This window comes from Streptomyces sp. NPDC028635 (genome assembly GCF_040637635.1).
Lineage (GTDB): Bacteria > Actinomycetota > Actinomycetes > Streptomycetales > Streptomycetaceae > Streptomyces.
Genome location: NZ_JBEZWX010000062.1, coordinates 1 through 26,718 on the forward strand (window position 1 = coordinate 1; position 26,718 = coordinate 26,718).

Annotated in this window: 21 protein-coding genes and 3 pseudogenes; 16 read left to right on the plus strand and 8 right to left on the minus strand. The window is 74.9% G+C overall.

The annotated features are described in order from the left end of the window. Nucleotides 1–521: 521 nt before the first annotated feature. Both AB0E88_RS34215 and AB0E88_RS34220 read right to left on the minus strand, forming a co-directional pair. Nucleotides 522–1,283, minus strand: coding sequence for a hypothetical protein (locus AB0E88_RS34215; protein WP_361638721.1), 762 nt, complete (start codon nucleotides 1,281–1,283; stop codon nucleotides 522–524). Nucleotides 1,284–1,414: 131 nt separating this feature from the next. Beyond that, a complete protein-coding gene (locus tag AB0E88_RS34220; RefSeq protein WP_361638722.1) occupies nucleotides 1,415–3,091 on the minus strand; it encodes a PucR family transcriptional regulator ligand-binding domain-containing protein in 1,677 nt (558 codons plus the stop codon). A gap of 334 nt (nucleotides 3,092–3,425) precedes the next feature. Between AB0E88_RS34220 and AB0E88_RS34225 the strand changes: the two are divergent. The 3 genes and pseudogenes from AB0E88_RS34225 to AB0E88_RS34235 form a co-directional block, all read left to right on the plus strand. Beyond that, nucleotides 3,426–3,698: pseudogene (locus AB0E88_RS34225) on the plus strand (xanthine dehydrogenase family protein subunit M); the annotation flags it as partial. A 398-nt stretch (nucleotides 3,699–4,096) separates the two neighbouring features. After that, on the plus strand, nucleotides 4,097–5,563 hold the full coding sequence (locus tag AB0E88_RS34230) for an NCS2 family permease (protein WP_361638723.1): 1,467 nt from the start codon (nucleotides 4,097–4,099) through the stop codon (nucleotides 5,561–5,563). A 511-nt stretch (nucleotides 5,564–6,074) separates the two neighbouring features. Beyond that, nucleotides 6,075–6,632, plus strand: coding sequence for a hypothetical protein (locus AB0E88_RS34235; RefSeq protein ID WP_361638725.1), 558 nt, complete (start codon nucleotides 6,075–6,077; stop codon nucleotides 6,630–6,632). 36 nt (nucleotides 6,633–6,668) lie between these two features. Here the strand turns inward: AB0E88_RS34235 and AB0E88_RS34240 are convergent, their stop codons facing one another. Continuing rightward, nucleotides 6,669–7,112 (minus strand): SRPBCC family protein, encoded by a 444-nt coding sequence (locus AB0E88_RS34240; RefSeq protein WP_361638727.1) that lies wholly within the window; start codon nucleotides 7,110–7,112, stop codon nucleotides 6,669–6,671. A gap of 130 nt (nucleotides 7,113–7,242) precedes the next feature. After that, nucleotides 7,243–8,034, minus strand: coding sequence for a polysaccharide deacetylase family protein (locus AB0E88_RS34245; RefSeq protein ID WP_361638729.1), 792 nt, complete (start codon nucleotides 8,032–8,034; stop codon nucleotides 7,243–7,245). 131 nt (nucleotides 8,035–8,165) lie between these two features. Here AB0E88_RS34245 and AB0E88_RS34250 point away from each other — a divergent pair, with 131 nt between their 5' ends. The 12 genes and pseudogenes from AB0E88_RS34250 to AB0E88_RS34305 all read left to right on the plus strand — a co-directional run bounded on the left by AB0E88_RS34250 (nucleotide 8,166) and on the right by AB0E88_RS34305 (nucleotide 20,195). After that, nucleotides 8,166–9,128, plus strand: coding sequence for an NAD-dependent epimerase/dehydratase family protein (locus AB0E88_RS34250; protein WP_361638731.1), 963 nt, complete (start codon nucleotides 8,166–8,168; stop codon nucleotides 9,126–9,128). A gap of 150 nt (nucleotides 9,129–9,278) precedes the next feature. Then, a complete protein-coding gene (locus AB0E88_RS34255; protein ID WP_361638733.1) occupies nucleotides 9,279–10,928 on the plus strand; it encodes a carbamoyltransferase C-terminal domain-containing protein in 1,650 nt (549 codons plus the stop codon). Then, the gene (locus AB0E88_RS34260) at nucleotides 10,925–11,929 is read left to right on the plus strand and encodes a glycosyltransferase (protein ID WP_361638735.1); all 1,005 of its coding nucleotides are present in this window, start codon (nucleotides 10,925–10,927) and stop codon (nucleotides 11,927–11,929) included. The genes AB0E88_RS34255 and AB0E88_RS34260 overlap by 4 nt, the downstream gene beginning before the upstream one ends. Next, nucleotides 11,926–12,507, plus strand: coding sequence for an HAD family hydrolase (locus AB0E88_RS34265; protein WP_361638737.1), 582 nt, complete (start codon nucleotides 11,926–11,928; stop codon nucleotides 12,505–12,507). The genes AB0E88_RS34260 and AB0E88_RS34265 overlap by 4 nt, the downstream gene beginning before the upstream one ends. Next, nucleotides 12,504–13,490 (plus strand): glycosyltransferase family 9 protein, encoded by a 987-nt coding sequence (locus AB0E88_RS34270; protein ID WP_361638739.1) that lies wholly within the window; start codon nucleotides 12,504–12,506, stop codon nucleotides 13,488–13,490. Before AB0E88_RS34265 ends, AB0E88_RS34270 begins: the two co-directional genes overlap by 4 nt. Further along, nucleotides 13,487–14,419: a glycosyltransferase gene (locus tag AB0E88_RS34275; RefSeq protein ID WP_361638741.1), complete on the plus strand. Its 933-nt coding sequence runs from the start codon at nucleotides 13,487–13,489 to the stop codon at nucleotides 14,417–14,419. The genes AB0E88_RS34270 and AB0E88_RS34275 overlap by 4 nt, the downstream gene beginning before the upstream one ends. Beyond that, nucleotides 14,416–15,636 carry a glycosyltransferase gene (locus tag AB0E88_RS34280; RefSeq protein WP_361638743.1) on the plus strand — a complete coding sequence of 407 codons (1,221 nt, stop codon included), beginning with the start codon at nucleotides 14,416–14,418 and terminating at the stop codon, nucleotides 15,634–15,636. Before AB0E88_RS34275 ends, AB0E88_RS34280 begins: the two co-directional genes overlap by 4 nt. Before the next feature lie 98 nt (nucleotides 15,637–15,734). Next, nucleotides 15,735–16,325 (plus strand): SIS domain-containing protein, encoded by a 591-nt coding sequence (locus AB0E88_RS34285; protein WP_361638745.1) that lies wholly within the window; start codon nucleotides 15,735–15,737, stop codon nucleotides 16,323–16,325. Nucleotides 16,326–16,338: 13 nt separating this feature from the next. After that, nucleotides 16,339–17,739: a D-glycero-beta-D-manno-heptose 1-phosphate adenylyltransferase gene (gene rfaE2 / locus AB0E88_RS34290; RefSeq protein ID WP_361638757.1), complete on the plus strand. Its 1,401-nt coding sequence runs from the start codon at nucleotides 16,339–16,341 to the stop codon at nucleotides 17,737–17,739. Continuing rightward, complete coding sequence (locus AB0E88_RS34295; protein WP_361638747.1) at nucleotides 17,736–18,668, plus strand: glycosyltransferase family 9 protein; 933 nt, start codon at nucleotides 17,736–17,738, stop codon at nucleotides 18,666–18,668. Before rfaE2 ends, AB0E88_RS34295 begins: the two co-directional genes overlap by 4 nt. Then, nucleotides 18,665–19,528 (plus strand): glycosyltransferase, encoded by an 864-nt coding sequence (locus tag AB0E88_RS34300; RefSeq protein ID WP_361638749.1) that lies wholly within the window; start codon nucleotides 18,665–18,667, stop codon nucleotides 19,526–19,528. Before AB0E88_RS34295 ends, AB0E88_RS34300 begins: the two co-directional genes overlap by 4 nt. Further along, a pseudogene (locus AB0E88_RS34305) lies at nucleotides 19,525–20,195 on the plus strand (glycosyltransferase family 2 protein). Before AB0E88_RS34300 ends, AB0E88_RS34305 begins: the two are co-directional and overlap by 4 nt. Nucleotides 20,196–20,299: 104 nt before the next feature. On the opposite strand, the gene AB0E88_RS34310 reads toward AB0E88_RS34305, so the two are convergent. Further along, nucleotides 20,300–20,608: a DUF3040 domain-containing protein gene (locus AB0E88_RS34310; RefSeq protein WP_361638751.1), complete on the minus strand. Its 309-nt coding sequence runs from the start codon at nucleotides 20,606–20,608 to the stop codon at nucleotides 20,300–20,302. Between the two features lie 246 nt (nucleotides 20,609–20,854). On the opposite strand from AB0E88_RS34310, the gene AB0E88_RS34315 reads away from it, so the two are divergent. Beyond that, nucleotides 20,855–21,955: a winged helix DNA-binding domain-containing protein gene (locus tag AB0E88_RS34315; protein ID WP_361638752.1), complete on the plus strand. Its 1,101-nt coding sequence runs from the start codon at nucleotides 20,855–20,857 to the stop codon at nucleotides 21,953–21,955. A 30-nt stretch (nucleotides 21,956–21,985) separates the two neighbouring features. Here AB0E88_RS34315 and AB0E88_RS34320 read toward each other — a convergent pair. The 3 genes and pseudogenes from AB0E88_RS34320 to AB0E88_RS34330 all read right to left on the minus strand — a co-directional run bounded on the left by AB0E88_RS34320 (nucleotide 21,986) and on the right by AB0E88_RS34330 (nucleotide 26,347). Next, nucleotides 21,986–22,430, minus strand: a pseudogene (locus AB0E88_RS34320) (LysE family transporter). Between the two features lie 98 nt (nucleotides 22,431–22,528). Continuing rightward, a complete protein-coding gene (locus AB0E88_RS34325) occupies nucleotides 22,529–23,323 on the minus strand; it encodes a serine protease (protein WP_361638754.1) in 795 nt (264 codons plus the stop codon). A 213-nt stretch (nucleotides 23,324–23,536) separates the two neighbouring features. Beyond that, nucleotides 23,537–26,347 carry a LuxR family transcriptional regulator gene (locus AB0E88_RS34330; RefSeq protein WP_361638755.1) on the minus strand — a complete coding sequence of 937 codons (2,811 nt, stop codon included), beginning with the start codon at nucleotides 26,345–26,347 and terminating at the stop codon, nucleotides 23,537–23,539. Between the last annotated feature and the right edge of the window lie 371 nt (nucleotides 26,348–26,718).

The window sequence follows — 26,718 nt, forward strand, 5'->3', positions numbered from 1 at the left end:
ATCTGGGGGGGGTGTCCGTCCTCGGTCCGGCCGCCCGTTTCCGACGAGGGGCGCCGTTGCCCGGTGCCGGCCGCTGCGGGCGGACACCCCCCACCCCGGCCCCTTCCCGCCGTACGCGCCTGCGGCCCGTCGCCCCTTCCGGCTCCGGTGCGGGGCGCGCGGCGCGGGCCGGGGGTCCGTTCCGGCGGTCGGCCACCGTGGACACCTAGGGGCGCGGGGAACTGCGCGACCCGCCACGACGTGCCCGCACAGGCCTTGGGGCCCCCGCCGGTCGGGTGCGGGCCCGGGGGTCCGTTCGGGCGGTCGGCCACCGTGGACACCTGAGGGGCGCGGGGAACTGCGCGACCGGCCACGACGTGCCCGCACAGGACCTGGGGCCTCCGCCGGTCGGGTGCGGGCCGGGGGTCCGTTCCCGGCGGTCGGCCACCGTGGACACCTAGGGGCGCGGGGAACTGCGCGACCCGCCACGACGTACCCGCACCGGACGGGCAGCCGTGCGCGGGGGCGGCGTTCGGCGGAGCCTATGCCGCGTCCGGTGCCGGTGGCGCCAGTTGTGTGGCCAGCCATGTGGGGACTCCGCCCAGGAGGCGGAAGAGGCGGCGGGCCTCCTCGCGCAGGCGGGACGCCTCCGGTTCCGGTTCGGTGTCCGCGAGGGACGCCAGTGCCGGGGCCGTGCCGACGAGATAGCCCAGCTCTTCGCGCAGCCGCAGGGACTCGGTGAAGCCGTGGCGCGCCTCGGTCAGTTCGCCCTCGCGCAGGGCGAGGCCCGCCAGGTGGCGCCAGGTGAAGGAGAGCAGGAGCGCATCGGCGTGCGCGGTGGCGCCCGCGTGGGCCCGGCGGAAGGCGGCGTGCGCCGCCTGGGGCGCGTCGCCGAGGTTCTGGGCGACCAGGCCGCGGCGGAAGTCCAGCAGCGCGCGGGCGTGCGAGTCGCGCGGGATCAGGGCCGCCGCCCGGCCGAGCGCGGCGCGGGCCTCGTCGGCCCGGTCGCGCACCCCGTGCAGCGTCGCGGCGTAGGCCACGTACCCGCGTTCACAAGCGGCCGCCCCGCGCTCCTCGTCCGTGTGGGCCAGGGCCTCCGCGGTGCGCAGCGCGTCCTCCGCCTCCTCCCAGCCCCGCTCGGTGTACAGGCAGCGTTCCGCCAGCAGCGCGGCCCGCTGGAGAGCCGTGGCCGCGGTGTCCGGCTTCAGCAGTTCCGCCGCGTCGGCCCAGCATGCGCGGGAGCGCAGCCGCCATACCGCGGTCTGGAGGGGATCGTCAGCTGCGGTCGTTCCGGTACCAGACATGGCGGTATGCGCCACATTGCCCTCCCCGAGCACGCCATTGAGCTATGAGTGGTGGCGGCATTCCAGCACCTATCGCGGTGCCGGGCCAAGGGGGTGGGTGAAGGAATTCACAAAGTCGGGTCGCTCTTCGGTCAGCTCATGCGCAGCGCCAGGAAGAAGTCCAGCTTGTCCTCGAGGCGCGAAAGGTCCCGGCTCGTCAACTGCTCGATTCGCCCGACCCGGTAGCGCAGCGTGTTGACGTGCAGGTGGAGACGGGTGGCGCAGCGGGTCCAGGAGCCGTCGCAGTCGAGGAACGCCTCCAGGGTGGGGATCAGCTCGGCGCGGTGCCGGCGGTCGTAGTCGCGCAGGGGGTCCAGGAGACGGGCGGTGAAGGCGCGGCGGACGTCGTCCGGGACGAAGGGGAGCAGCAGGACGTGGCTCGCCAGTTCCTGGTGGCCCGCCGCGCAGACCTGGCCCGGGCGGGCGGCGGCCACCCGGCGGGCGTGCCGGGCCTCCTCCAGCGCGCCGCGCAGCCCCTCCGCCGAGTGCACGGCGGCGCTCACGCCGAGCGTGACCCGGCCGTCGCCGTCCAGCCCCGCGGTCAGCGGCTCCCGTACGGTCTGGAGCAGGGTGTCCGCAAGGATGCCGGTCTCGGTGCCGTCGTGCTCGGTGGTGACGGCCGGGAGCGGGACCAGGGCGATCGCCTCGTCGCCGGTGTGGGCGACCGCGATGCGGTCGGACGGCTCGGGCCCGGTGGCCTGCGGGTCGACCAGGATCTCCTCCAGCAGGGACTGGGCGACCGGGCCGCCGTCGACGTCGCCGCCCTCCCACTCCACACGGGCCACGACCACCTGCCAGTGCGGGGCCGCGCCCAGGCCGGGCAGCAGCACGGGAGCGGCCACGCGCAGGCGCGCGGCGATCTCCGCCGGGGCCGCGCCCGTCTGGACCAGTTCCAGGACCTCCTGGGCCAGGCGGCGGCGGACCGTGCGGGCCGCGTCGCGGCGGTCCCGCTCGACCGCGATCAGCTGGGTGACGCCCTGCAGCAGGTCCAGGCGCTCCTCGGCCCAGTCGGAGGCGTCCGCCTCGACCGCGAGCAGCCAGTCGGACAGGACCGTCTCGCGCACGTCCCGGGCGGCGGCCTGCGGGGAGCGGCCGCTGCTGCGGACCGGGAACAGCGAGTACGTCGTCGCGCCGAGCGTGACCCGGTGCGGGCCGCGGCGGCCGGTGCGGGTCGCCGCCAGGTGCTGGGCCGCGAGCCGGCCGCACACCTCGGCGGGCAGCGCCGGTGCGGCCTCCTTCGAGCCGGCGATCAGCCGGCCGGTGGGGGAGAGCACCCAGGCGCGCAGGTCGAGGTCCGAGCCCAGCAGGTCCAGGACCACGTCGGGGCCGCCGCCGGCGGGACCCGAGGTCATCATGCGGCGGTGCCGGTCCACCACGGCCGCGAGGTCTCCGGCGCGCTCGCCGGAGACCTGCCGTACGACGTGCTCGGTGATCGTCGCGAACGCCACCGACTCGTGCACCGCGAACAGGGGCAGGCGGTGGCGGGTGCAGGCCAGGACGAGGTCCTCGGGCACATCGCCCAGCTCCGCCTCGCCGGCCGCCAGTGCGGCCACGCCGGCCTGCACCAGGATCCGGACGAACGGTTCGGAGTCGTCGGCGTCCCGGCGCCAGGCCAGGCCGGTGAGGACCAGTTCGCCGCCGGAGAGGTAGCGGCTGGGGTCGCGCAGGTCCGTGGTCATCACACCGCGCACGGTGCGGTCCAGTTCGTCCTCGCCGCCGAGGAGCCTCAGGCCCAGCGCATCGGTGTCCAGCAGTGCGCGCAGCCGCATTCTCGTCGCCGCCGTTCTTTGTCTCGAAAACTTCGGATGAATCTTGTGCCGGGGAGCCGGGCGCGATGCCGGGCGGTCACGCCCCGTGGGCTTCTGGGCTGTGTTTTCTGTTGCCAGAGGAAGACGTGGGGGCTACCGGGCCCCTCACTTCATACGAATCTACAAGATGACTCTTCTGACCACCCAACTCCTTCATGGTTTCCGTGACTGACCGGCATGGAGCAGTCGGCGGTGTACTGAGTCCACTTCGGTGAACAGAACGTGAACCAGCCAGCCTCACCGCACGCCGAATGACTTGATCTGCACGACCACGAGACGTAGAAGAGAGCCGGTCATGGACTGCCTTCGCCCCACCAGCCGGGAGGGACTGCTCGCCGTCACGGCCGAGCGCCCCGGCGTGGTGCCGATCGGGGGTACCGACGTGATGGTCGGAGCCCGTGTCCCGTACCCGCAGATCGTCGACGGTCTCCGTGCCGAGCTGCCCGCCCGCGCGCCCGCCGCGCTGACGGTCGCCTCCCCCCGGATCCGCCGTGGCGGCGGCGCGGGCGGCAGCCTCGGCACGGCTTCTCCCACCCGCCGCGCCCACCTCGCCCCGCTCGCCCCCGGCGTGCACGAGGCGGAGCGGGCGGCTCCGGGCACCTGGGCGCTCCCGACGGCGGACGGCCCGCGACCGCACCGGCCCGGCCGGCTGCGGCGGCCTTCCGCACGGCGAGCCGCGGCGGTGCCGGTTCCCGATCCGGACCGCACCGCGGTGCGGCCCGAGCGTCCGGCCCGCCCGGCGTAACCCACAGACTCTCCGGGCGGCGCAGGGAACGTCACACCCTCCACGCGCCGCCCGGAGGAAACCCCTTTGAGTTCCGCTCCGCTCGCGGGCCTTGAAGTACCTGCAGTTCGTTCGTCTCGGGCCGTCCCCCGGGCGTCCATTCCCAAATCCCGCAGCCGCGGCCCAATCCGGTGCCGTCGGTTCCCACGCGGGTGCCCCTGTGAACCTTGGGAGATGGCACCATGACCCAGCAGTCAGTGGAGCCCAGGACCACCGCCGAAGACGCGGGCTCGGGAAGCCGCGTCCCGGCCGGACGGTCCTGGCTCGACCGGTACTTCCACATATCCCAGCGGGGATCCACTGTCGCGCGTGAAGTGCGCGGCGGCGTCACCACCTTCATGGCGATGGCGTACATCCTGCTGCTCAACCCCGTGATCCTCTCCGGCGCGGACAAGTCCGGGGACTCCCTCAGCCAGAAGGCGCTGATCACCGCCACCGCGCTCGGCGCGGCGTTCTGCACCCTGCTCATGGGCTGGTTCGGCAAGGTCCCGCTCGCCATGGCCGCCGGACTCTCGGTCTCCGGCGTGCTGGCCGGCCTCGTGATGGGCAACAAGGACCTGACCTGGGCCCAGGGCCTGGGCATGTGCGTGGCCTACGGCGTCGTGATCATGCTCCTGGTGGTCACGGGACTGCGCGAGCTGATCATGAACGCGATCCCGCTGCCCCTGAAGCACGGCATCACCATGGGCATCGGCCTCTTCATCGCGTTCATCGGTCTGGTGAAGGCCGGCTTCGTCCACGCCGGCCAGGCCACTCCCGTCACCCTCGGAAACGGAGGCGAGCTCGTCGGCTGGCCCGTGCTGCTCTTCGCGGTCACGCTGCTGATGATCTTCATGCTCCAGTCCCGGAACGTTCCGGGCGCCATCCTCATCGGCATCGTCACCGGCACGGTCCTCGCCCTGATCGTCAACGCCGCGGGCCTCGTCGACGACAAGGCCTGGGCCAACGGTGAAGCCCCCGCGCTCCACGGCAGCGTGGTGTCGATGCCGGACTTCTCGCTCATCGGCAAGGTGTCCTTCGGCGGCCTGGGCGACGTCGGCTACATGACGGTCACCTTCATCGTCTTCACGCTGGTGCTCGCCGGCTTCTTCGACGCGATGGCCACCATCATCGGCATCGGCACCGAGGCCAACCTCGCCGACGAGAAGGGCCGGATGCCCGGTCTGTCCAAGGCCCTGTTCATCGACGGCGCGGGCGGTGTCATCGGCGGTGTCACGGGCGGCTCCGGGCAGTCCGTGTTCATCGAGTCCGCCACCGGCGTCGGTGAGGGTGCCCGCACCGGACTCGCCTCGGTCGTCACCGGCGGGTTCTTCGCCCTCTGTCTCTTCTTCACGCCGCTCACCGCGATCGTGCCCAGAGAGGTGGCCTCGGCCGCCCTCGTCACCATCGGCGCGATGATGATGATGAACGCCCGGCACGTGGACTGGGGCGACCGCTCCGTGGCGATCCCGGTCTTCCTGACCGTCGTCATCATGCCGTTCACGTACTCGATCACCCCCGGTGTCGCCGCCGGTGTGATCTCGTACTCCGCCATCAAGGTCGCTCAGGGGAAGTGGCGCGAGATCGGCCCGTTCATGTGGGGTCTGACCGCTCTCTTCATCGTCTACTTCGCGCTCCATCCGCTCCGCTCCCTGCTGGGCGTGCACTAGCCGCCCCGGCACGACGGGCTGTAGCCGGCGGGCGCCCGAGGACGGCCGACCGTCCTCGGGCGTTCCGGTGCAGCGACGAGGGTGCCTTCACCGCCGGCCTGACCCGTGGCGTCGGACGACATCCTCGCCACCCCGGTGCGGGCCGGTGATCCGGTCCGCAGCGGGGTTCGCGGCCGCGCCGGCCGCTGCCGCCCGTGGGGAGGCGGCGGCGGCCGCGCGGATCGCACCGGCCCCGCCCACCGACCGGCGGGGCCCTGCCGTATGTCCCGACGGCTCCGCCGAGGCCGGCGCCCGGTCGTGCCGCGGCGGCCGGCGCCGGTGGCCTGAACACCCGCCGACCGATTTGCGCGCCGGGGCTCCCGAGCCGCAAGGTGATCACTCTGTCACCGGAGGGACGGGGGAACGGGTGCCGGAGAAACAGGGCGTGGCCGGGCCAGGTGCGGCGGACCGGGCCGGGGCGGCCGGGGACGAACCGGGCGGTGCGGCGCCGGGGTCCGGCCGAATACGGCGGATGCCGGCCTGGGCGACCACGGTGCTGGGCGTCTTCCTGCTGGCCGACCTGGTCGTGGTGTGCGGGGCGTTGCTGAGCCTGTGGCCCGCGCTGCTCGAGGTGGTCCGGGCGGGGGTGGCTCCGGGGACGACGGCCCGGTGGTCGCCGTTCGGGCTCGGCGACTGGGCGCTCACGGCCGACACGGCGATGCTGCTCGCGGTCGTCTGCTCCAGCGCGCTCGGCAGTTTCGTGCACGCGGCCACCTCGTTCGCGACGTACGTCGGCAACCGGCGGCTGTACGCGAGCTGGCTGTGGTGGTACCTGCTGCGGGCCGGCATCGGGGTCGCGCTCGCGCTGCTGGTCTACTTCCTGCTGCGCGGCGGCCTGTTCACGGGCAGCTCCGGTCCCGCGGCCACCAACCCGTACGGTTTCGCCGGGATCGCGGGCCTGTGCGGGCTGTTCTCCAAACAGGCCACGGACAAGCTCCGCGAGGTCTGCGACACGATCCTCAGCACCCGCACCGACGGCGACCGCGACCGCCAGGACAAGCTGGAGACGCCGGCCGCCCACCCGCAGTAGGGGCCGGGGTGAGCCCGCTCCGGGTGGGTGCGGCGGTCAGGCCGGCGTTCTGAGCAGCTGGTTCAGCGAGCGGCCGAAGACCGAGCGGCACGCCGTGCGCAGGACGGGATCGGCGAGGGCGGGCAGGAAGCGCACGCGCAGTTCCTCGCGCCACACCACCCGGGTACGCCCGCCGGGGCCCGGGTGGGTCTCGAGTTCCGCCCAGCCGAGGACGACGCGGCCGCGTTTCTCCATCCGGCACAGGCCGGGGGCGTCGTCCGTCGGCGGCTGCCAGGCGGTGACCTCCATCGGGTCGGCGAAGCCGAGCGGCCCGAGCCCTGTGCGGGCGACGATCACCGTGCCCGGCCCGGTCGGCCCGGCGGGGACCGCGCCGACCCGGGTCAGCGGCACCGAGGCGCCGTGCCGGGGCCAGTCGGTGAGCCGGCGCCAGGCCTCCGGCTGCGGAAGCGGCACCGTACGTTCGAGGCGGAAGTGGACCACGTCAGGATCCTAGAGAACCCGACCGGTCCGGCGGCCGCTCACCGGGCCGCTCACTCTTTCGCGTCCGGGGTGCGGCAGGCCGCGTGGCCTCAGGGCCGGTACGCGTGACCTCACGGCGGCACGCGTGGCCTCAGGGCCGGTACACCCTTCCCGGCTCCGCCTTTCCGGGGGCGAGGAGCTGGGGCACCGTCACGAAGACATAGCCGCGTTCCTTGAGGGCGTCGATGATGCCGGGGACCGCGGGGACGGTGCCGGGGTAGATGTCGTGCAGCAGGATGATGCCGTCGCGGGACGCCTGGTCGAGCACGCGCTTCTGGATGAGCGCCGAGTCGTTCGTCGTGTAGTCCTTCGCGGTGACGCTCCACAGGATCTCCGCGAGGCCCATCTCCTCGGAGATCCTGTTCACCGTGTCGTTGGTGCGGCCCTGCGGCGGACGCATCAGCGTGGGCCGGTGTCCGGTGAGCTTCTCTATCGCGTCGTTGGGGCGCTTGAGTTCGTCACGTATCTCGTCCGGCGTGATCTCGGTCAGGATCTTGTGGTCCCAGGTGTGGCTGGCCACCTCGTGGCCCTCGGCCGCCATCCGCTTGACCAGCTCGGGGTACTTCTCGATGTGCCGCTCGCCGAGCAGGAAGAACGTCGCCGGCACCTGCTTCTGCTTCAGGATGTCCAGCAGCCGCGCGGAGTTCTCGCTGGGCCCGGCGTCGAAGGTGAGCGCGATGCACTTGGCCTGGCGGCAGTCGACGGTGCCGTACCGCGCCGCCTGGACGGTGGCCGCCGGGTGGGCGCGGGCGTCGCTCGGCGCCGTGGTGTCCAGGCGCGTGCAGCCGCTCAGCGCCAGCGTCACGGAGACGGCGGCCGAAAGGATCGCCGCGGCCCGGAACGCGTTCCCCGTTCTTGGCATCTTCCTGGTCAGTGAAGGCATGGAGCGACTATACATAGCGTGTATACGCAGGGTGTATAGTCCCTGATCGGTACCCGATTCCATGTATGTGACGGTGCTCACCGGTTACTCGCGCGGACACGCAAGTGAAAGGCGAGAGGGAGGAGAGCCCCGTGAGCACACACCCCTGGCGCCGGGTGCTGGTCACCGGTGGAGCCGGCTTCGTCGGGTCCCATCTGTGCGGCCGGCTGCTGGACGGCGGCTGCGAGATCGTCTGCCTGGACAATCTCGCCACCGGCTCCCGGGCCAACGTGGCCGAGCTGAACACCCGCCCGGGCTTCCGCTTCGTCCGCGGCGACGCCACCGACCCCGCCGCCTGGCAGGCCCTGCCCGGCCGCTTCGACCTGGTGCTGCACTTCGCCTGCCCGGCCTCCCCGGCCGACTATCTGCGGCTGCCCCTGGAGACCCTCGACGTCGGCTCCACCGGCACCCGCCTCGCCCTGGAGCGCGCCCACGCCGACGGCGCCCGCTTCCTGCTCGCCTCCACCTCCGAGGTCTACGGCGACCCGCTGCAGCACCCCCAGCGCGAGACCTACTGGGGCAACGTCAACCCCAACGGGCCGCGCAGCGTCTACGACGAGTCCAAGCGCTTCGCCGAGGCCCTGGTCACCGCCCACCGCGGCATCCACGGCACCGACACCGCCATCGTGCGGATCTTCAACACCTACGGCCCCCGTATGCGCACCGGCGACGGCCGCGCCGTCCCGACCTTCATCGCGCAGGCCCTGGACGGCATGCCGCTCACCGTGGCCGGCGACGGCGGTCAGACCCGTTCGCTGTGCTACGTCGACGACACGGTCGCCGGCGTCCTCGCCCTCGCCGCCTCCGGCGAGCCCGGCCCCGTCAACATCGGCGGCGCCGACGAGATCACCATGCTGGAGCTGGCCCGCCGCATCATCGACCTTGCCGGCTCCGCCTCCCGCGTCCGCTTCGTCGAGCGTCCGGTCGACGACCCCTGCCGCCGTCGCCCCGACACCCGGCTCGCCCGTGAGCTGCTGGGCTGGCAGCCCCAGGTCGACTGGACCGAGGGCCTGAAGCGCACCATTGGCTGGTTCTCGCGCTCCGTGGCCGCCTGAGCCGCTCCACGCGGGGTCGATTTGTCCTGACTCATGGTGAAAAATCAGCGAATTTCGGTCGCAGTTGTCTCCAAGTGTTTGAGTCAGCTGCCCCGCGGCACCCGCACAGCCCCAGAGCCCCCGACCGCCTCCCGGGACGGAGCAAGCCCCATGCGCATCCTTGGAATCAACGCCCTGTTCCACGACCCGGCCGCCGCTCTGGTCGTGGACGGGCGCACCGTCGCCGCCGCCGAGGAAGAGCGTTTCAGCCGCCGCAAGCACGGCAAGCGGCCCCTGCCGTTCTCCGCCTGGGAACTGCCCGAGCTGTCGGCGCGCTGGTGCCTGGAGCATGCCGGGCTGCGGCCGGAGGAGCTGGACGCCGTCACGTACTCCTTCGACCCGAAGCTCGCCCGGCCCGCCGTCGACATGGGCCTGGACGACCCCTGGGACCCGCTGCGCCTGGAGTACGCCCGGCGCGCCCCCGAGTTCCTCGCCGAGGCCCTGCCCGGCCTGGACCCCGAGCGGGTCGTCTTCGTCCCGCACCACGTGGCGCACGCCGCCTCCGCCGGGCCCGCCTCACCGCACCCCGACAGCGCCGTCCTCGTCCTGGACGGCCGCGGCGAATCCGCCTCCCACCTGGCCGGACGCTTCGACGACGGCAAGCTCGACACCTTGCACACCCAGGCCCTGCCCCACTCCCTCGGCCTCGTCTACGAGGAGCTGACCGCGCACCTGGGCTTCCTGCGCTCCAGCGACGAGTTCAAGGTCATGGCCCTAGCCTCCTACGGCACACCCCGCTTCCTCGACCGGCTCCGCGAGCACGTCCACGCCACCGGCGACGGCGGTTTCCGCGCCCACGGCGTCGACTGGACCGCCTTCGCCCCCGCCCGCGCCAAGGACGAGCCGTGGACCCAGGACCACGCCGACCTCGCCGCCAGCGCCCAGGCCGTCCTGGAGGAGACCTTGCTGGAGCTGGTGCACTGGCTGCACCGCGAGGCCGGCGGCGAGGCCCTCACCATGGCCGGCGGCGTCGCCCTCAACTGCGTCGCCAACTCCAAGATCGCCCAGCGCGGGCCCTTCGACCACGTGTGGGTGCAGCCCGCCGCTGGAGACGCCGGCACCGCGCTGGGCGGCGCCCTCTTCCTCGCCGCGCAGGCCGAGGACACCGCCCCCATGCCCGGCGCCGACCTGGGCCGCGGCTGGAGCGACGAGGAGCTGCGCACCTGGCTGGAGACGGCCGGCGTGCCCTACGAGCGGCCCGACGACATCGCCGAGACGGTCGCCGGGGAACTCGCCCGGGACGGCGTCGTCGCCTGGTTCCAGGGCCGCAGCGAGTACGGCCCGCGCGCCCTCGGCCACCGCTCGCTGATGGCCCACCCCGGCCGCGCCGAGAACCTGGAGCGGCTCAACCACGTCAAGGGCCGCGAGGAGTTCCGCCCGGTCGCCCCCATGGTCCGCGCCGAACGCGCCGCCGACCTGTTCGACGGGCCGCTGCCCAGCCCCTACATGCTCTTCGTGCACGACGTGCACCCCGCCTGGCGCCACCGCATCCCCGCCGTCGTCCACGTCGACGGCACGGCCCGCATCCAGACCGTCGAGGAGCGCTCGGAACCGCTCGTCGCCCGCATGCTTGCTGCGTTCGAGCGCCGAACCGGACTTCCCGTCGTCGTCAACACCAGCCTCAACACCGCCGGCCGGCCCATGGTCGACGACCCGCGCGACGCGCTGGAGTGCTTCGGCTCTGCGCCCGTCGACCTGCTGGCGATCGGACCGTACGCGGTGCGGCGCGGCCGGGCCTTCGCGAAGGGACACGGCGCATGACCGCCTACGCCGTGGTGATCCCCAGCCTGGTGCGCGACACGCTCGCCGACTGCCTGGCCGCGCTCGCCGCCGCGACCGGGCCGCGCCCCGACGAGATCGTCGTCGTCGACGACCGGCCCGGCCCCGACCCGGACCCCGGGGCGCTGGACCACCCGCTCAGCGTCCTCGGCGACCTGCGCGAACGCACCCTGGTCGTGACCAGCGGCGGACGCGGACCGGCCGCCGCCCGCAACACCGGCACCCAGGCCGTCACCGCCCCCTGGGTGGCCTTCCTCGACGACGACGTCCAGGTCGGCCCGCACTGGTGCGACCAGCTGGTGCAGGACCTGGAGGAGGCCACCCCCGACACCGGCGCCGTCCAGGGCGTCATCGCCGTACCGCTGCCCGGGCACCGGCGGCCCACCGACTGGGAACGCGCCACCGCCGGCCTCGCGCAGGCCCGCTGGATCACCGCCGACATGGCCTACCGCACGGAGACCCTCAAGCAGGTCGGCGGCTTCGACGAACGCTTCCGGCGCGCCTTCCGCGAGGACGCCGACCTCGCCCTGCGGGTGCTCGACGCCGGCTGGCGCATCCGGCAGGGCCGGCGCACCACCCGGCACCCGGTGCGGCCCGCCGACCGCTGGGTGTCCCTGCGCGCCCAGCGCGGCAACGCCGACGATGCCCTGATGCGCGCGCTGCACGGGCCCGACTGGTGGCACCGGGCGCTCGCCCCGCGCGGCCGTATCCGCGGCCACATCGCCACCACCGCCGCCGGGCTGACCGCCGTCGGCTGCGCGCTCACCGGGCACCGGCAGGCCGCCGTCCTCGCCGCGCTGGGCTGGGCGGCCGGCACCGCCGAGTTCGCCTGGGCGCGCATCTCGCCCGGACCGCGCACCCGGCACGAGATCGACACCATGCTCGCCACCAGCGTGCTCATCCCGCCCGCGGCCACCTGGCACTGGCTGAACGGGCTGGTACGGCACCGCGGGGCCGCGCCCTGGCGGGAGGTGGCGCTGTGACGGCGATCCGCGCGGTGCTCTTCGACCGCGACGGCACCCTCGTCGAGGACGTGCCCTACAACGGCGACCCCGACCGGGTGCGCCCGATGCCCGGCGCCCGCGAGGCCGTCGAGCTGCTGCGCGCCCACGGCATCCGCACCGGCGTCGTCACCAACCAGTCCGGTGTCGCCCGCGGCCTGATCAGCGAGGCCGACGTGCGCCGCGTCAACGAGCGCGTGGACGAACTCCTCGGCCCCTTCGACGTGTTCGCCTTCTGCCCGCACGGCCCCGACGACGGCTGCCACTGCCGCAAGCCGCGGCCCGGCATGATCCTGTGGGCCGCGGGGAGGCTGTGCACGCCCCCCGGACGCCTCGCCGTCGTCGGCGACATCGGCGCCGACGTCGAGGCCGCCCGCCGGGCCGGCGCCCACGGCATCCTCGTCCCCACCCCGGTCACCCGCCCCGAGGAGACGGCGAGCGCCCCACACGTCGCGCCCAACCTCCGCACAGCCGTGCGCGCCCTCCTCGACGGCCCGCCCCGCGGCCGGGTCCTGGTCGACGAGCGGCCCGTCGCCCACGCGTACCGGGAGGCGCGATGAGAGCCCTCGTCACCCGCCTCGACAGCTTCGGCGACGTCCTGCTCGCCGGGCCCGCGATCCGCGCCGTCGCCGCCCGCGCCGACCACGTCACCCTGCTGTGCGGGCCGCTCGGCGAGCCCGCCGCCCGCATGCTGCCCGGCGTCGACGAGGTCGTCGTCTGGGACGCTCCCTGGGCCGGGTTCGACCCGCCGCCCGTGCGCCGCGCCGACATCGACGCGCTCATCGAGGCCCTGGACGCCGACACCGGGCTGATCCTGACCTCCTTCCACCAGTCGCCGCTGCCCACCGCGTTCCTGCTGCGCCTGGCCGGGGTGCGGCGTCTCGCCGCCGACAGCGTGGACCACCCCGGCTCCCTGCTCGACGTACGCCACCAGCGCGCCCCGCACGCCCACGAGGCGGAGGCCGCCCTCGACCTCGCCGAGGCGGCGGGCTTCCCACGCGTCGACGACGGACGCCTCGCCGTCCAGCCCCCGCCCGACACCCGCGAACTGACCGGCGAGGGCCCCTACGTCGTCCTGCACCCCGGCGCCAGCGTCCCCGCCCGCGCCTGGAGCCCCGGCCGCTGCGCCGAGACCGTGCGCGAACTCACCGCCGCCGGACACCGCGTCGTCGTCACCGGCGGCCGCGGCGAGCGGGAACTGACCGCACACGTCGCCGGGGACGGCGGCCTCGACCTCGGCGGCCGTACCGACGCCCCGACGCTCGCCGGCGTCCTCGCCCGGGCCGCCGCCGTCGTCACCGGCAACACCGGCCCCGCGCACCTCGCCGCCGCCGTCTCCACCCCCGTCGTCTCCCTGTTCGCCCCCGTCGTCCCGGCCGAACGCTGGCGCCCCTACGGCGTGCCGTACGTGCTGCTCGGCGACCAGAGCGCGCCCTGCGCAGCCAGCCGGGCCCGCACCTGCCCCGTCCCCGGCCACCCGTGCCTTCAGTCCGTGACCGCCCACGACGTGGTCGCCGCAGTGGAGAAGGTGATGCAGGCATGAGGATCCTCATCTGGCACGTGCACGGCTCCTGGACCACCTCCTTCGTCCAGGGACCGCACACCTGCCTCGTCCCGGTCACCCCCGACCGCGGTCCCGACGGCCTCGGCCGCGCCCGCACCTTCGACTGGCCCGACCGCGTCCTCGAGGTCCCGCCCGAGCGGCTGCGCGAGGAGGAGATCGACCTCGTCGTCCTGCAACGCCCGCACGAACTCGCCCTCGTCGACGAGTGGCTCGGCCGCCGCCCGCCGATGGTCTACCTGGAGCACAACGCCCCGCACGGCGACGTGCCCGACACCCGGCACCCGATGGCCGGCCAGTCGGCGATCCCGGTCGTGCACGTCACCCACTTCAACCGGCTGATGTGGGACAACGGCCGGGCCCCCACCGCCGTCATCGAGCACGGCATCGTCGACCCGGGCCCGCTGTGGACCGGGGAGGTGCCGCACGCCGCCGTCGTCGTCAACGAGCCCGTACGACGCGGCCGTACCACCGGCACCGACCTGCTGCCGTTCTTCGCCGAGGCGGCCCCGCTGGACGTGTTCGGCATGAAGACCGACCGGCTCGCCCTGCCCGGCGTCGAGACCTTCGACCTGCCGCAGCGCGACCTGCACACGCAGATGGCGCGCCGCCGGCTCTACCTCCACCCGGTCCGCTGGACCTCCCTCGGCCTGTCGCTGCTGGAGGCGATGCACCTCGGGATGCCGGTCGTGGCGCTCGCCACGACCGAGGTGAGCGAGGCGGTGCCCGAGGGCGCCGGGGTGGTCTCCAACCGCATCGACGTACTCAAAGACGCCGTACGGGACTTCGTCGCCGACCCGCTGCACGCGCGCGCGGTCGGCGAGGGCGCACGCGCCGCGGTGCTCGCCCGGTACGGGCTGACCCGCTTCCTTGACGACTGGGAGCGGCTGCTGAAGGAGGTGACCCGATGAGGATCGCCATGGTGTCCGAGCACGCGAGCCCCCTCGCGGTGCTCGGCGGGGTCGACGCCGGTGGCCAGAACGTGTACGTGGCCGCTCTCAGCGAGGAGCTGGCGGCACGCGGACACGACGTCACCGTCTACACCCGGCGCGACTCCGGTGACCTGCCCGACCGGGTGACCATGCCCGGCGGCACCGTCGTCGAGCACGTGCCGGCCGGGCCGCCCCGGCCCGTCCCCAAGGACGAGCTGTTCCCGTACATGCCGGGCTTCGGCGCCCACCTGGCGCGCGCCTGGCAGCGCGAGCGGCCCGACGCCGTGCACGCCCACTTCTGGATGTCCGGCATGGCCGCCCGCATCGGCGCCCACCCCCACGGCGTCCCCGTCGTGCAGACCTTCCACGCCCTGGGCACCGTCAAGCGGCGCCACCAGGGCCGCCGCGACACCAGCCCCTTCGAACGCATCGGCATCGAGCGCCAGTTGGGCCGCACCTGCAGCCGCGTCCTGGCCACCTGCACCGACGAGGTGTACGAACTCGCCGACATGGGCGTCCTGCCGCAGCGGGTGTCCGTGGTGCCGTGCGGCGTGGACGCCGGCCACTTCCACCCCGGCGCCCGCGACCGCCGCCATGTGCCGCCGCGCGAACAGCGCCACCGGATCCTGTCCTGTGGCCGGCTCGTGCGCCGCAAGGGATACGACAAGGCGATCCGTGCCCTGACCCGCATCCCCGACACCGAACTGCTCATCGCCGGCGGCCCGCCGCCCGGACTGCTGGAGACCGACCCGGAGGCCGAGCGGCTGCGGAAGTGCGCCGAACGGGCCGGTGTCGCCGACCGGGTGCGGCTGCTCGGCGCCGTCGAGCCCGCGCACATGCCCGCCGTCATGGGCAGCGCCGACCTGGTGCTGTGCACGCCGGTGTACGAGCCGTTCGGCATCGTGCCGCTGGAGGCCATGGCCTGCGGCGTACCGGTCGTCGCCACCGACGTCGGCGGCCACAAGGACACCGTCGCCGACGGCGTCACCGGACGCCGGGTGCCGCCCGGCGACGCCTGGGCGGTCGCAGCGGCCGTACGGGACCTCCTCGGCGACGACGCCCTGCGCCGCCGCATGGGGGAGACCGGGCGGACACGCGTCCTGACCCGCTACACCTGGCACCGGGTCGCGGACGGCGTCGAACAGGTCTACCGCCAGGTCGCCGTCGCGCGCGGCCTGCGCACGGAGGTGGCGTGATGAGCGCCCCCGCACACGCCGGGGGCGGCGGCACGAACGCCCGCGCACACCCGAAGGGCGGCGGCACGAGCGCCCCCGTACACAGGAAAGGGGGCGGCATGAGCACTCACGCCCCGTCGCCGGTGGCCGCGCACTGCGACGAACTCCTCGACGCGCTCGCCCACTTCAAGGAGCGCTCCTGCCTCACCGAGCGGTGGGGCGAGCAGCTCGCCAAGGTGCTCGGCGGCGGCGGACGCCTCCTCGCCGCGGGCAACGGCGGCAGCGCCGCGCAGGCCCAGCACCTGACCGCCGAACTGGTCGGCCGCTACCGCGACGACCGGCCGCCGTTCTCCGCGATCGCCCTGCACGCCGACACCTCCGCCACGACCGCCATCGCCAACGACTACGGCGTGGACGAGGTGTTCGCCCGCCAGGTCCGCGCGCACGGCCGGCCCGGCGACGTGCTGATCCTGCTGTCCACGTCCGGCGCCAGCGCCAACCTGCTGTCGGCCGCCGACGCGGGCCGCGAGGCGGGCCTCAGCGTGTGGGCACTGACCGGCGCGGCCCCCAACCCGCTGATGGCGGGCAGCGACGAGGCGCTGTGCGCACCCGCCGCCTCCACGGCGACCGTCCAGGAACTCCACCTGGTCGCCGTGCACATGATCTGCCAGGCGTTCGACGCGGCAGTGGAGCGCATCCACGGGAGGTGACGGCATGGCGAGGATGACGACGCACGGCTCTTCCAAGTCCCCGCTCGTCGTGGTCGGCGACGCGCTGCTCGACCGCGACCTGACCGGCAGCGCCGACCGCCTGGCGCCCGACGCGCCGGTGCCGGTCGTCGCCGGCTGCGAGGAACGGATCCGGCCCGGCGGCGCCGCGCTCGCCGCCTGCCTCGCGGCCGCCGACGGCCGGCCCGTCACCCTCGTCACCGGCCTCGGCGACGACCCGGCGAGCGAGCGGCTGCGCGAACTCGTCGCCGGACGCGTGGAGTTGATCGCGCTGCCACTGACCGGTGCGTTGCCGGAGAAGACCCGTGTGCTGGCCGGCGGCCGCCCCGTGGTCCGCCTGGACCGCGGCGACGGACGGGTCCGCGCGGCCACCGACGAGGCCCGCGCCGCACTGCGGGCGGCACCCGCCGTGCTGGTGTCCGACTACGGCCGCGGCGCCGCCGACGCGCTGCGGGACGTGCTGACCGAACGCCCCCCGCTGGTCTGGGACCCGCATCCGCGCGGCGGCCCGCCGGTGCCGGGCACCCGGCTCGCCACCCCGGCCCGCTCCGAGGCGGAGGCCTTCGCCGAGCAGACCGGCACCGGCGCGGACCCGCGGGGCGGGGAGCTGCGGCAGGCCGCCGGGCGGGCCGCCGCGCTCGTACGGCACTGGCGGGTCGGCGCCGTCTCCGTGACCCTCGGCGTGCGCGGCGCGCTGCTGTCGTACGGCGACCACCCGCTGCTCGTGCCCGCACCCGCCGCCCACGACGGCGACCCGTGCGGCGCCGGCGACCGCTTCGCCGCCACGGCGGCCGGACTGCTCGCCGACGGCGCCCTGGTGGGCGAGGCCCTCCAGGGCGCCGTCGCCGCGGCGACCGCGTTCGTCGGGGCGGGAGGCGCCACCGCGATCGCTCCTCCGGCCCCCGCCGCGCCCGCCCCGCCACCCGGAGACGGCGCGTCCGGCGACCCCTTCGCCGTCGCGGCCCGCGTCCGCGCCTGCGGCGGGACCGTCGTCGCCGCCGGTGGCTGCTTCGACCTGCTGCACGCCGGGCACGTCGGCCTGCTCCAGGCCGCCCGGCGCATCGGCGACTGCCTCGTCGTGTGCGTCAACTCCGACGACTCCGTGCGCCGCCGCAAGGGCGACGGCCGCCCCGTCAACCCGCTCGCCGACCGGGTCCGTGTACTGCGCGCGCTGGGCTGCGTCGACGCGGTCGCCGTCTTCGACGAGGACACCCCCGAGCGGCTGCTCGCCGAACTGCGCCCCGACGTATGGGTCAAGGGCGGCGACTACACCGGCGCAGACCTGCCCGAGGCGGCGCTGCTGCGGGAGTGGGGCGGGCAGGCCGTTCTGCTGCCCTACCTCGACGGGCGTTCCTCCACCGCGCTGATCGCCCGTGCCGCGGAGGGCGCCCGGTGACCCGCCCCCGGCTGCTCGTCCTGCGCGCCCTCGGCCTCGGCGACCTGCTGGCCGGGGTGCCCGCGCTGCGCGCCCTGCGCAGCGGCTTCCCCGGCCACGAACTGATCCTCGCCGCCCCCGCCGCGCTGAGGCCTCTCGCCGACGCCACCGGAGCCGTCGACCGGCTGCTGCCCGCCGCCGCACCCGGCCGCGCCGTCCCGCGGGACATCGACTGGACCGGACCGCCGCCCGACCTCGCCGTCGACCTGCACGGCAACGGCCCGCCCAGCCGCGATGTGCTCAAGGCTCTCCACCCGCGCCGGTTGTGGGCCTTCGCCGGCCCCGACGGCCCGCCGTGGTGGGCCGAGGAGCACGAACGGGACCGCTGGTGCCGGTTCCTGGAGTTCCACGGCGTTCCCGCCGACCCCGCCGACCTGCGGCTGCCCGCACCGCCCGGACCGTCCCCGGCGCCGGACGCCGTCGTCCTGCACCCGGGCGCCGGGGCCCCCTCACGCTGCTGGCCGGTCGAGCGGTACGCCGCCGTCGCGGCCGCCCTGCGTGAACGCGGCCTGCGGGTCGTGGTCACCGGGGGAGAGGGCGAGGAGGACCTCGTCGCCCGGCTCGCCAAGGCGGCCCGGCTGCCCGACACCGACACCTTCGGCGGCGGCCTGCCCTTCGCCCGCCTGTCCGCCCTGGTCGCCGGCGCCCGCGCCGTGATCAGCGGTGACACCGGCATCGCACACCTCGCCGTCGCCCACGCCACGCGCACGGTGACCCTGTTCGGGCCCGTCGCGCCCAGCCGCTGGGGGCCTCCGGACGACCCGCGCCACCAGGTGCTGTGGCGCCCCGGCCCCGAGGAGGGCGACCCGCACGGCCGCCGGACCGACCCGGCGCTGCTGCGGATCACCCCCGACGACGTCCTGCGCGCCCACGACCGGCTGCCGTCATGACCGGTCTCGGCATCGTCATCGCCACCCGCGACCGCGCCGACCGCCTCGCCCGCACCCTGCGCCGGCTGACCGCCCTGCCGGAGCGGCCCGGGATCCTCGTGGTGGACAACGCCTCCCGCGACCACACCCGCGCCCTGATCGCCCGAGACTTCCCGCAGGTCGGCGTCCTCAGGCTGGCCGAGAACCGGGGCGCGCTCGCCCGCACCGAAGGCGTGCGCGCGCTGTCCACGCCGTACATCGCCTTCAGCGACGACGACTCGTGGTGGGAGCCGGGCGCCCTGGACGTCGCCGCGAAGCTGCTGGACGCCCATCCCCGCCTCGGCCTGCTCTCGGCGCGCACCCTTGTCGGCCCCGCCGCGGAGGAGGACCCGCTCAACGACCTCCTCGCCCGCTCCCCGCTGGGCCCCGCCGCCGACCTGCCCGGCGTCCAGGTGCTCGGCTTCCTCGCCTGCGCGAGCGTGGTGCGCCGCACCGCCTACCTGGACGCGGGCGGCTTCCATCCGGTGCTGTTCTTCGGGGGCGAGGAGACCGTGCTCGCCTACGACCTCGCCGCGCGCGGCTGGGGTGTCACCCACTGTCCCGACGTGGTCGCCCGCCACCACCCCGACCCGGCGTCGCCCCGCCCCGGCCGCCCGGCCGCCCAGCGCCGCAACGACGTCCTCACCGCCTGGCTGCGCCGCCCCGTGCCGCGCGCCCTGGCCCTGACCCGTGACCTCGCCGCCCAGGCCCGTCACGACCCGGTCGCCCGGCAGGCCCTGCGCGAGACCCTCGCCCGCCTGCCCGCCGCACTGCGCGCCCGCCGCCCCCTGCCGCCGCACCTGGAGCGTGCCGCCCGCACCCTCGACGGAGCTTGCCCATGACCGGCTCGCGCACCACCGTCGTCGTCATCACCCACAACCGGCGCGCCGAACTCCTGCGCACCCTCGGCCATCTGGCCGACCTGCCCGAGAAGCCACCGGTGACCGTGGTCGGCAACGCCTCCACCGACGGCACCGCCGACGCCGTCGCCGAGCGGCATCCGCGGGTACGGCTGCTGCGGCCCGGCGGCCCCCGATAGCTGCCCGGCCCGGCCCGGCGCTCGCTTCCTTCCTGGCGGCGGCGACCGTGCTGCGCACCGACGCCTTCCGCGCCGCGGGCGGCTTCCACCCGCGGCTGTGGCTGGGCGGCGAGGAGGAGCTGCTCGCCGCCGATCTCGCCGCGAGCGGCTGGTGGCGGACGTACGCCGACCATCCGACGATCCATCACCTGCCGTCCCGGGCCCGGGACGCCACCCTGCGGCGGGGGCGCGGCATCCGCACCACCCTGTGGTTCACCTGGCTGCGCCGGCCCGCCCGGCCCGCGCTGCGCCGCACCGTGCACCTCGCGCGCACGGTCCCCCGCGACACGGTGTCGCTGCGCGCCTTCGCCGAGGCCGCGCTGCCGTGGGTCCTGCGAGAGCGGCGGGTGCTGCCCGCGGAGATCGGGGCGCGGATGCGGCTGCTGGAGGAGACCCGGCGCCGGTCGAGGGCCCGGCGCCACGTGGGCTGAGCGCACTGCGGGGAGCGGGAGGGGGGCCGCCGTCGGGACGGCGGCCCCCCTCGCCGGTCCGGTCCGCCGGGCGACCGAGCCGGGTCACGGCGGACCGGGTGTCCTCATGGCTCCGTCCACCGGCACAGCAGCCGGAACACCGCGAACAGCGTCAGCGGCCAGACGAGGGCGAACGCCCAGATCACCGCGGGGTGCGAGGTGCTGATCCCGGTCACCATCAGCCCGACGGCCACCGCGAGCAGCGCGGCGACGGTCAGCGGACGCGGCCGCCAGGCGGCCAGCCGGGACGGCCAGGACGCCCGCCGCCGCTGGAGCGTGCGCAGCCGTCGCGTGAGCGCGCGATCGCGCCGCAGGTCGCGTTCCAGGTCGTCCAGTATCCGTTGTTCGTGGTCGGGGAGTCGGCCGATCGACACGGTGCCTCCAGGGGAAACGCCGGAGGGGGGTGCCCTTCGCGGGTGCCCCGCCCGCCGTACGGGCTAACCGGCGGCGCCGCCCCGCGGGGCGCCCGCCGGCCGGTCCACCGCGTGCGCACGCGGCGTGAGGCTTCCGGGCATGCGCGCCAGCACCGGGGAGGCACGACCCGGGCCGGCCGGAGCGGTGAGAAACGCCGGGAGCATCGCGGCCAGCAGCTGTCCGCAACGCCCGCTAGCGTGCGGTCCATGGCCAAGACGACGACGGCTCCCGTACTCGGCGCCCGTGCTCTGAACCGCGCGACCCTTCAGCGGCAACTGCTGCTGCACCGCTCGCCGCTGAACGCCCGGCAGGCCGTGTCCCACCTGCTCGGACTGCAGGCGCAGAACGTCAAGCCGCCCTACTACGCGCTCGCCGCCCGCCTCGACGGCTTCAGGCCCGAGCAGCTCTCCCGGCTCATGGAGGACCGCTCCGTCGCCCGGATCGTCACCCTGCGCTCGACGATCCACACGCACACCGCCGACGACTGCCTCACCCTGCGCCCCCTGGTCCAGCCCGCCCGCGAACGCGAGCTCACCGCCTTCCGCAAGGGATTGACGGGCGTCGACCTCGGCCGGCTCGCCGCGCTCGCCCGGGACCTCGTCGAAGAGCGGCCGCGCACCCTGAAGGAACTGCGCGAGGAGCTGCGCCCACACTGGCCGGACGCCGACCCGCAGGCCCTCGGTGTCGCCGCCCGCTGCACCCTGCCGCTCGTCCAGGTCACCCCGCGCGGGCTGTGGGGCGTGAGCGGGCAGGTGGCGCTCACCACCGCCGAGCACTGGCTGGGCCGGCCCACCGAGCCGCCCGCCGGCCCGGACGCGACCGTCCTGCGCTACCTCGCCGCCTTCGGCCCCGCCTCGGTCAAGGACATGCAGACCTGGGCGGGCCTCACCCGGCTGCGCGACGCCTTCGAACGGCTCAGGCCCCGGCTGCTCACCTTCCGTGACGAGCAGGGCGTGGAGCTGTTCGACCTGCCCGACGCGCCCCGCCCCGACCCGGACACGCCGGCCCCGCCCCGCTTCCTGCCCGAGTTCGACAACCTGCTGCTCTCCCACGCCGACCGCAGCCGCGTCGTCCCGCCCGAGCACCGGGGCCGCAGCTGGCAGGGCAACCAGGCCTACCGCACCCTGCTCGTCGACGGCTTCCTCGCGGGCCTGTGGGCGCTGGAGCGGGACGCCCTCGTCATCGAGCCGTTCACCGCCCTGAGCAAGGGGCGGCGTACGGAGATCACGGCCGAGGCGGAGCACCTGCTGGCGACGCTGCACCCGGACGCCTCGTACGACATCCGCTTCGGCACGGTACGGCGGTGACGGCGAGGCCCGCGGCAGGGCCCCGAGGACTCAGTCGGCCCGGCCCGTCACCGCCACGGTCAGCCCCCGGCCGATCACCGTGAACCCGCACCGCCGATCAGCGCCAGCCGCCGGTCCGAGCGCGCGAACCAGGCGCGGGCGGCCGACGCGGTCAACCCCCACAGGGTCTCGGTGACCAGGCCGATGGAGCGGGGAGGGGGCTTCACCGCCGGATACACCGTCACCGACCGCTCGCCCAGCGAGTCCACGCCCCCCCCGCGACGGCCACGACGAGCAGACAGGACCCGAGGACGTCGCCCAGCGCCGTCGCCAGCGCGGTGCGGCGCCCGTGGGCCGGCGCCCGCCCGACGACGAACAGCACGCCCGGCCCAGGAATCACGATCACCGGCAACGACATGACCGCGAAGGCGAGCACACGATCGTGCGGACACCATGGGCCGACCCCGCCCCAGGGCCGGTACGCCCTCGCGGGCATTGGATAGGGGGGCGGTGCGGGCTGCTCGTGGAAGCCCGCAACGCCCCCCTGGCAATCACCTGAGGGATACTCAGGAGTCTTCTGGGGTCATGAGCGCGTCATGACGTGACCTGTGCGGTCACGAGGCTGGAGAAGGTGGTCAGCCGGGTGTACACACCCGGGTAACCGGCCTCCGCGCAACCCTCCCCCCAGGAAGTGATCCCTGCCAGGACGCCCCCGATGAGCAGGGGACCGCCGCTGTCGCCCTGGCAGGTGTCCACGCCACCGGATGAGTACCCGGCGCACACCATGTCGCTCTGCACGAAGTCAGAGCCGTAGGAAGTCTTGCAGCTCGCGTCGGACACTACCGGGACCGTGGCGGTGCGCAGCTGGTTGGAGGAGCTGCCGTTCTCCGCGGTCGTGCCCCAGCCCAGGATGCGGGCCGTGGTGCCCGCCGCGTAGACCGAGGTGTCGGACGGCGCGACGTACTTCGCCGGCGCGTACGGCATCGGCGCCGACAGCGTCAGCACGGCCACGTCGTCGCCGTTGGAGGCGTCCGTGTAGTCCGGGTCGACCCAGATCCGGCTGACCCGGCCGACCGTGCCGTTGGTGCCGTTGAGGTAGGTGCGGCCGCCCACGACCCGCACGCTCGAGGTGGTCTCGCCGGCCATGCAGTGCGCGGCCGTGACCACCTTGGTCGGGGCGACGAGGGTGCCGCCGCAGAACTGGTTCTGCGAGGCGTCGGTGATCTGCATCATGAACGGGTACGCCGTCGTCGTGGTGGTCGTGCCGCCCACGACGGGCTGCGGGGCGGCGACGGCGGCGGGAGTGCTGAAGAGCGTTGCTGCGGAGGCGACGGCGACGGCCGCGGCGGTCCTGCCGACGGTCGATCTCGCACGGGTGAGCCCGAACATCAGTCTCCTCGGTGGGGTGGCCGGTGGGGGGTTTCGCACGGGTGTGTGGGGGACGCGGGACCGACCCCCGTGTGCCCGGGCGAGCGGCACGTCCCTCACGCTAGGACCCGCGCCACCGCCCTCCCAATGAGGGAACCCCCTAACGGAGTCGGGCAGGGAAAACCCTCGGTCGCCCCGTCGTTCACCCACCAGCGCAGTAAACCCGCGCGGGCCTCACTTCGCGTGACGCCCCGCCGCCAGCCGCACGATGTCCACCCGGGAGCGGATTCCCAGCTTCCGGTAGACCCGGGTCAGCGTCGCCTCCACCGTCTTGACGCTGATGAACAGCCGGGCCGCGATCTCCCGGTTGGTGGCGCCCTCCATGACCAGGCCCGCCACCTGACGCTCCATCGAGGCCAGCGAGTCCAGCGCGCTGTGCAGCCCGGCCGGCGCGGGCGCCGGCCGCTGGGCCGCCGCGGCGCCGGCGTCCTGGGCGGCCGCCTCCACCTGCCGCAGCCACGGCAGCGCACGGCAGCGTCTGAACAGCCGGGCCGCCTCGTCGTACGACGTCGGTCCCGGCCGCCCGGAGCGCAGCCGGGCCAGCGAGAACGCGGCCCGCGCTTCCTCCAGGCCGTATCCCAGCTTCGCCAGCCGGTCCTGAGCGGACGTCAGCTGGGCGAGCGCGGCCTCCGTGTCGCCCCGGGCCGCCCGCACCAGCGCCGCGGCCCGGTCCAGTACGGCGAGCACGCTCTCCCGGCGCAGCCGCAGCGCGTGCTCACGGGCGGTGTCGATGACCTCCTGCGCCTCGCCGACCTCGCCGATCCGCACCAGCGCCTCGGCGAGGTCGCCGTGCCAGCGGCCACGTGCCGGGTCGGTGATGCCGAGGCCCGCCTCCAGCTCCCGTACCCGGCGCAGCGACACCACGGCCCCGGGCGCGTCCCCCGCGACCAGCTGCGCGTGGCCGAGGGCGGCCAGCGCCCGCGAGAGGTACATCTGGTCGCCGTCCTCCTCGGCGTGCGCCGCGGCCTCCCGGGCCAGCGCCTCCGCGCGCTCCACGTCCCCGGCGGACGCCTCGGCGAGCGAGGCCAGCATCGCGGAGGCACCCTCACCGATCCCGGAGTCACGGGCCAGCCTGAGGCTCTCGCGGGCCAGATCCAGGGCCCGGCCGCAGTGCCCGGACAGCAACTCGGTCTCGGCCAGGGCGCGCAGGAAATGCACCTCGCTCTCGACCATGCCGCGCCGGCGCACCTCGCGCAGCAGCGCGCTGATCGTCGTACGGGCCTCCGGGAGCTGATCGCTCATCAGCAGCCAGCGGAAGCGGGCCGCGCCGGCGCCGTTGTGATGACACGCCACATACGGGTCCTGGGGTTCCTGCAACGCCCGCTTGACGGTCACCGGGGCGTTGGAGTGGCCCATCAGGGTCTCGGTGGACGCCTGGAAGGACAGCGCCATCAGCTCGGTGCGCCGGTTCCCGGCCCGCGCCGCCAGCTCCGCCGCGTGCGCGGCCTCCTGCCGGGCCTCGGCGAAGTCGCCCTCGACGACCAGGGCACGCCAGGCCAGCTGGTAGTGGACCAGGGCCAGCAGCCGGGGGTCGTCACCGGCGTCGGCCAGCGCCTGCGGGAAGACGGCGTCCACGTCACCGAGGGCCTGGCCGGCCGCCTCGATCACCACCATCCAGGCCCGCACCCGCTCGGCCGGCACGGTGGCCCGGGTGAGCACCTCGCGGGCGATGTCCCGGGCGAGGTCCACCTCTCCGGCCGTGATCGCGTCCTCCGCGGCCTGCAACCGTCGCTCGTCCGGATTGCCGTCGGCCGGCGTGTGCCGGGCGGCGAGCAGCCCCAGCGAGGCGGCCACCGACGGCGCCCCGCGGTCCCGGGCGAGCGCGGCGGCCTCCGCCAGCGACGCGGCGACGTCCGGGTCGGTGCCGATGGTGGCCAGCGCCAGATGCCGGGCCCGCTCGATCGGGTCCGAGGCGGCCGTGGACAGCGCGGCGTGCGCGGCGCGCCGCTCGTGGGCGGGCGCCTCCGCGTACAGCGCGGCGGAGATCAGCGGATGCGCGAACCGCACCGCCGGAGCCTCCGGCTCGGTCGTCAGCAGGCCCAGCTCGGCCGCCTGCGCGCACTCCGCCTCGGCGTGGTCGCGGCCGGCCGCGTGCAGCAGCGCGGCCGTCGGCCGGGCACCGGCGCTGGCCACCAGCAGGGTGCGCCGGGCCTCGTCGGACAGCAGGTCCAGCCGGCTGAGCACCAGGGCGCGCAGCGAGGTCGGCACCGGCAACGGCTCACCCGGCCGCGGCGGCGTCGGATTCTCGGCCAGCGCCCGGCCCAGCTCCAGGGCGAACAGCGGATTGCCGCCACTGGTGCGGTGGATGTCCCGCACCGTGGACCGCGGCAGCCCGCCGTACCCCCGGTGATCGAGCAGCGCGGACACCTGCGCACGGGTGAGCGGACCGAGCCGCACCGCCAGCGTGTCGGGCGGACACGCCCGCAGATACCGGTCGTACTCCTGGGCCTCGGTGCGCACCGCGCACAGCATGCGCACCGACGTGTCGCCGAGCCGCCGGGCGGCGAACCCGAGCAGCTCGGCGCTGGCGGAGTCCAGCCACTGGAAGTCGTCGGCCACCACCAGCACCGGCCCGTCCTCGGCCAGCGCCCGCAGCGCCGACAGCACGGCCAGCCGCAGCGCGAGACCGTCCCGCTGCAGGGTCGACTCGCCCCGCCCGGTCAGCGCCGACTCCAGAGCGGTGCGCTGCGCGCCGGGCAGCCGGTCGGCGATCCGGTCGAGGACCAGCCCGAACAGGTCCGCGAGGGCGAGGAAGGGCAGATGGGATTCGGACTCGGTGGCCGAGCAGCGCAAGACGGTGCCGGTCTGGAAGCAGTTTTCCGCGGCCAATGCCCGCAGCACGGTCGACTTTCCTATTCCGGCCGGCCCGTGCAGCAGCACGCTGCCTCCGGACGCGAGCCGCTCACGCGCCGCGCTGAACAGCTCCTCCCGGCCGATGACCAGGTCGGGGCGGCATCGGGCAGGCTCCTGGAAGTCCCGTCGCACGGTTACCGCTCCCCTCCGTGTGTCGTGTCCGGGCCAAATTCTAGGCAACCGCGCAGGAAATTCGGACGGACGATGTCGTGAGGGATATAACAACACCCTTGCGCAAACGAAAAATTCACAGCGCCGTCTGCCTGAATGACAACGCTGCCGCCCCCTCTTTCCCCTGCCCAGCCCCACCCACCGCCACACCGAGCCCGCCAGCGCCGCCCCCCGACGTCGGCGCACCGGCCCCCCGCGCGCCCCCCCGCGCGCCACGACGTCGGCGCACCCGCGTACGGCGGGAAGGGGCCGGGGTGGGGGGTGTCCGCCCGCAGCGTCCGGCACCGGCACAGGGCGCCGTATCGAGTGACGGGCGGCCGGACCGAGGACGG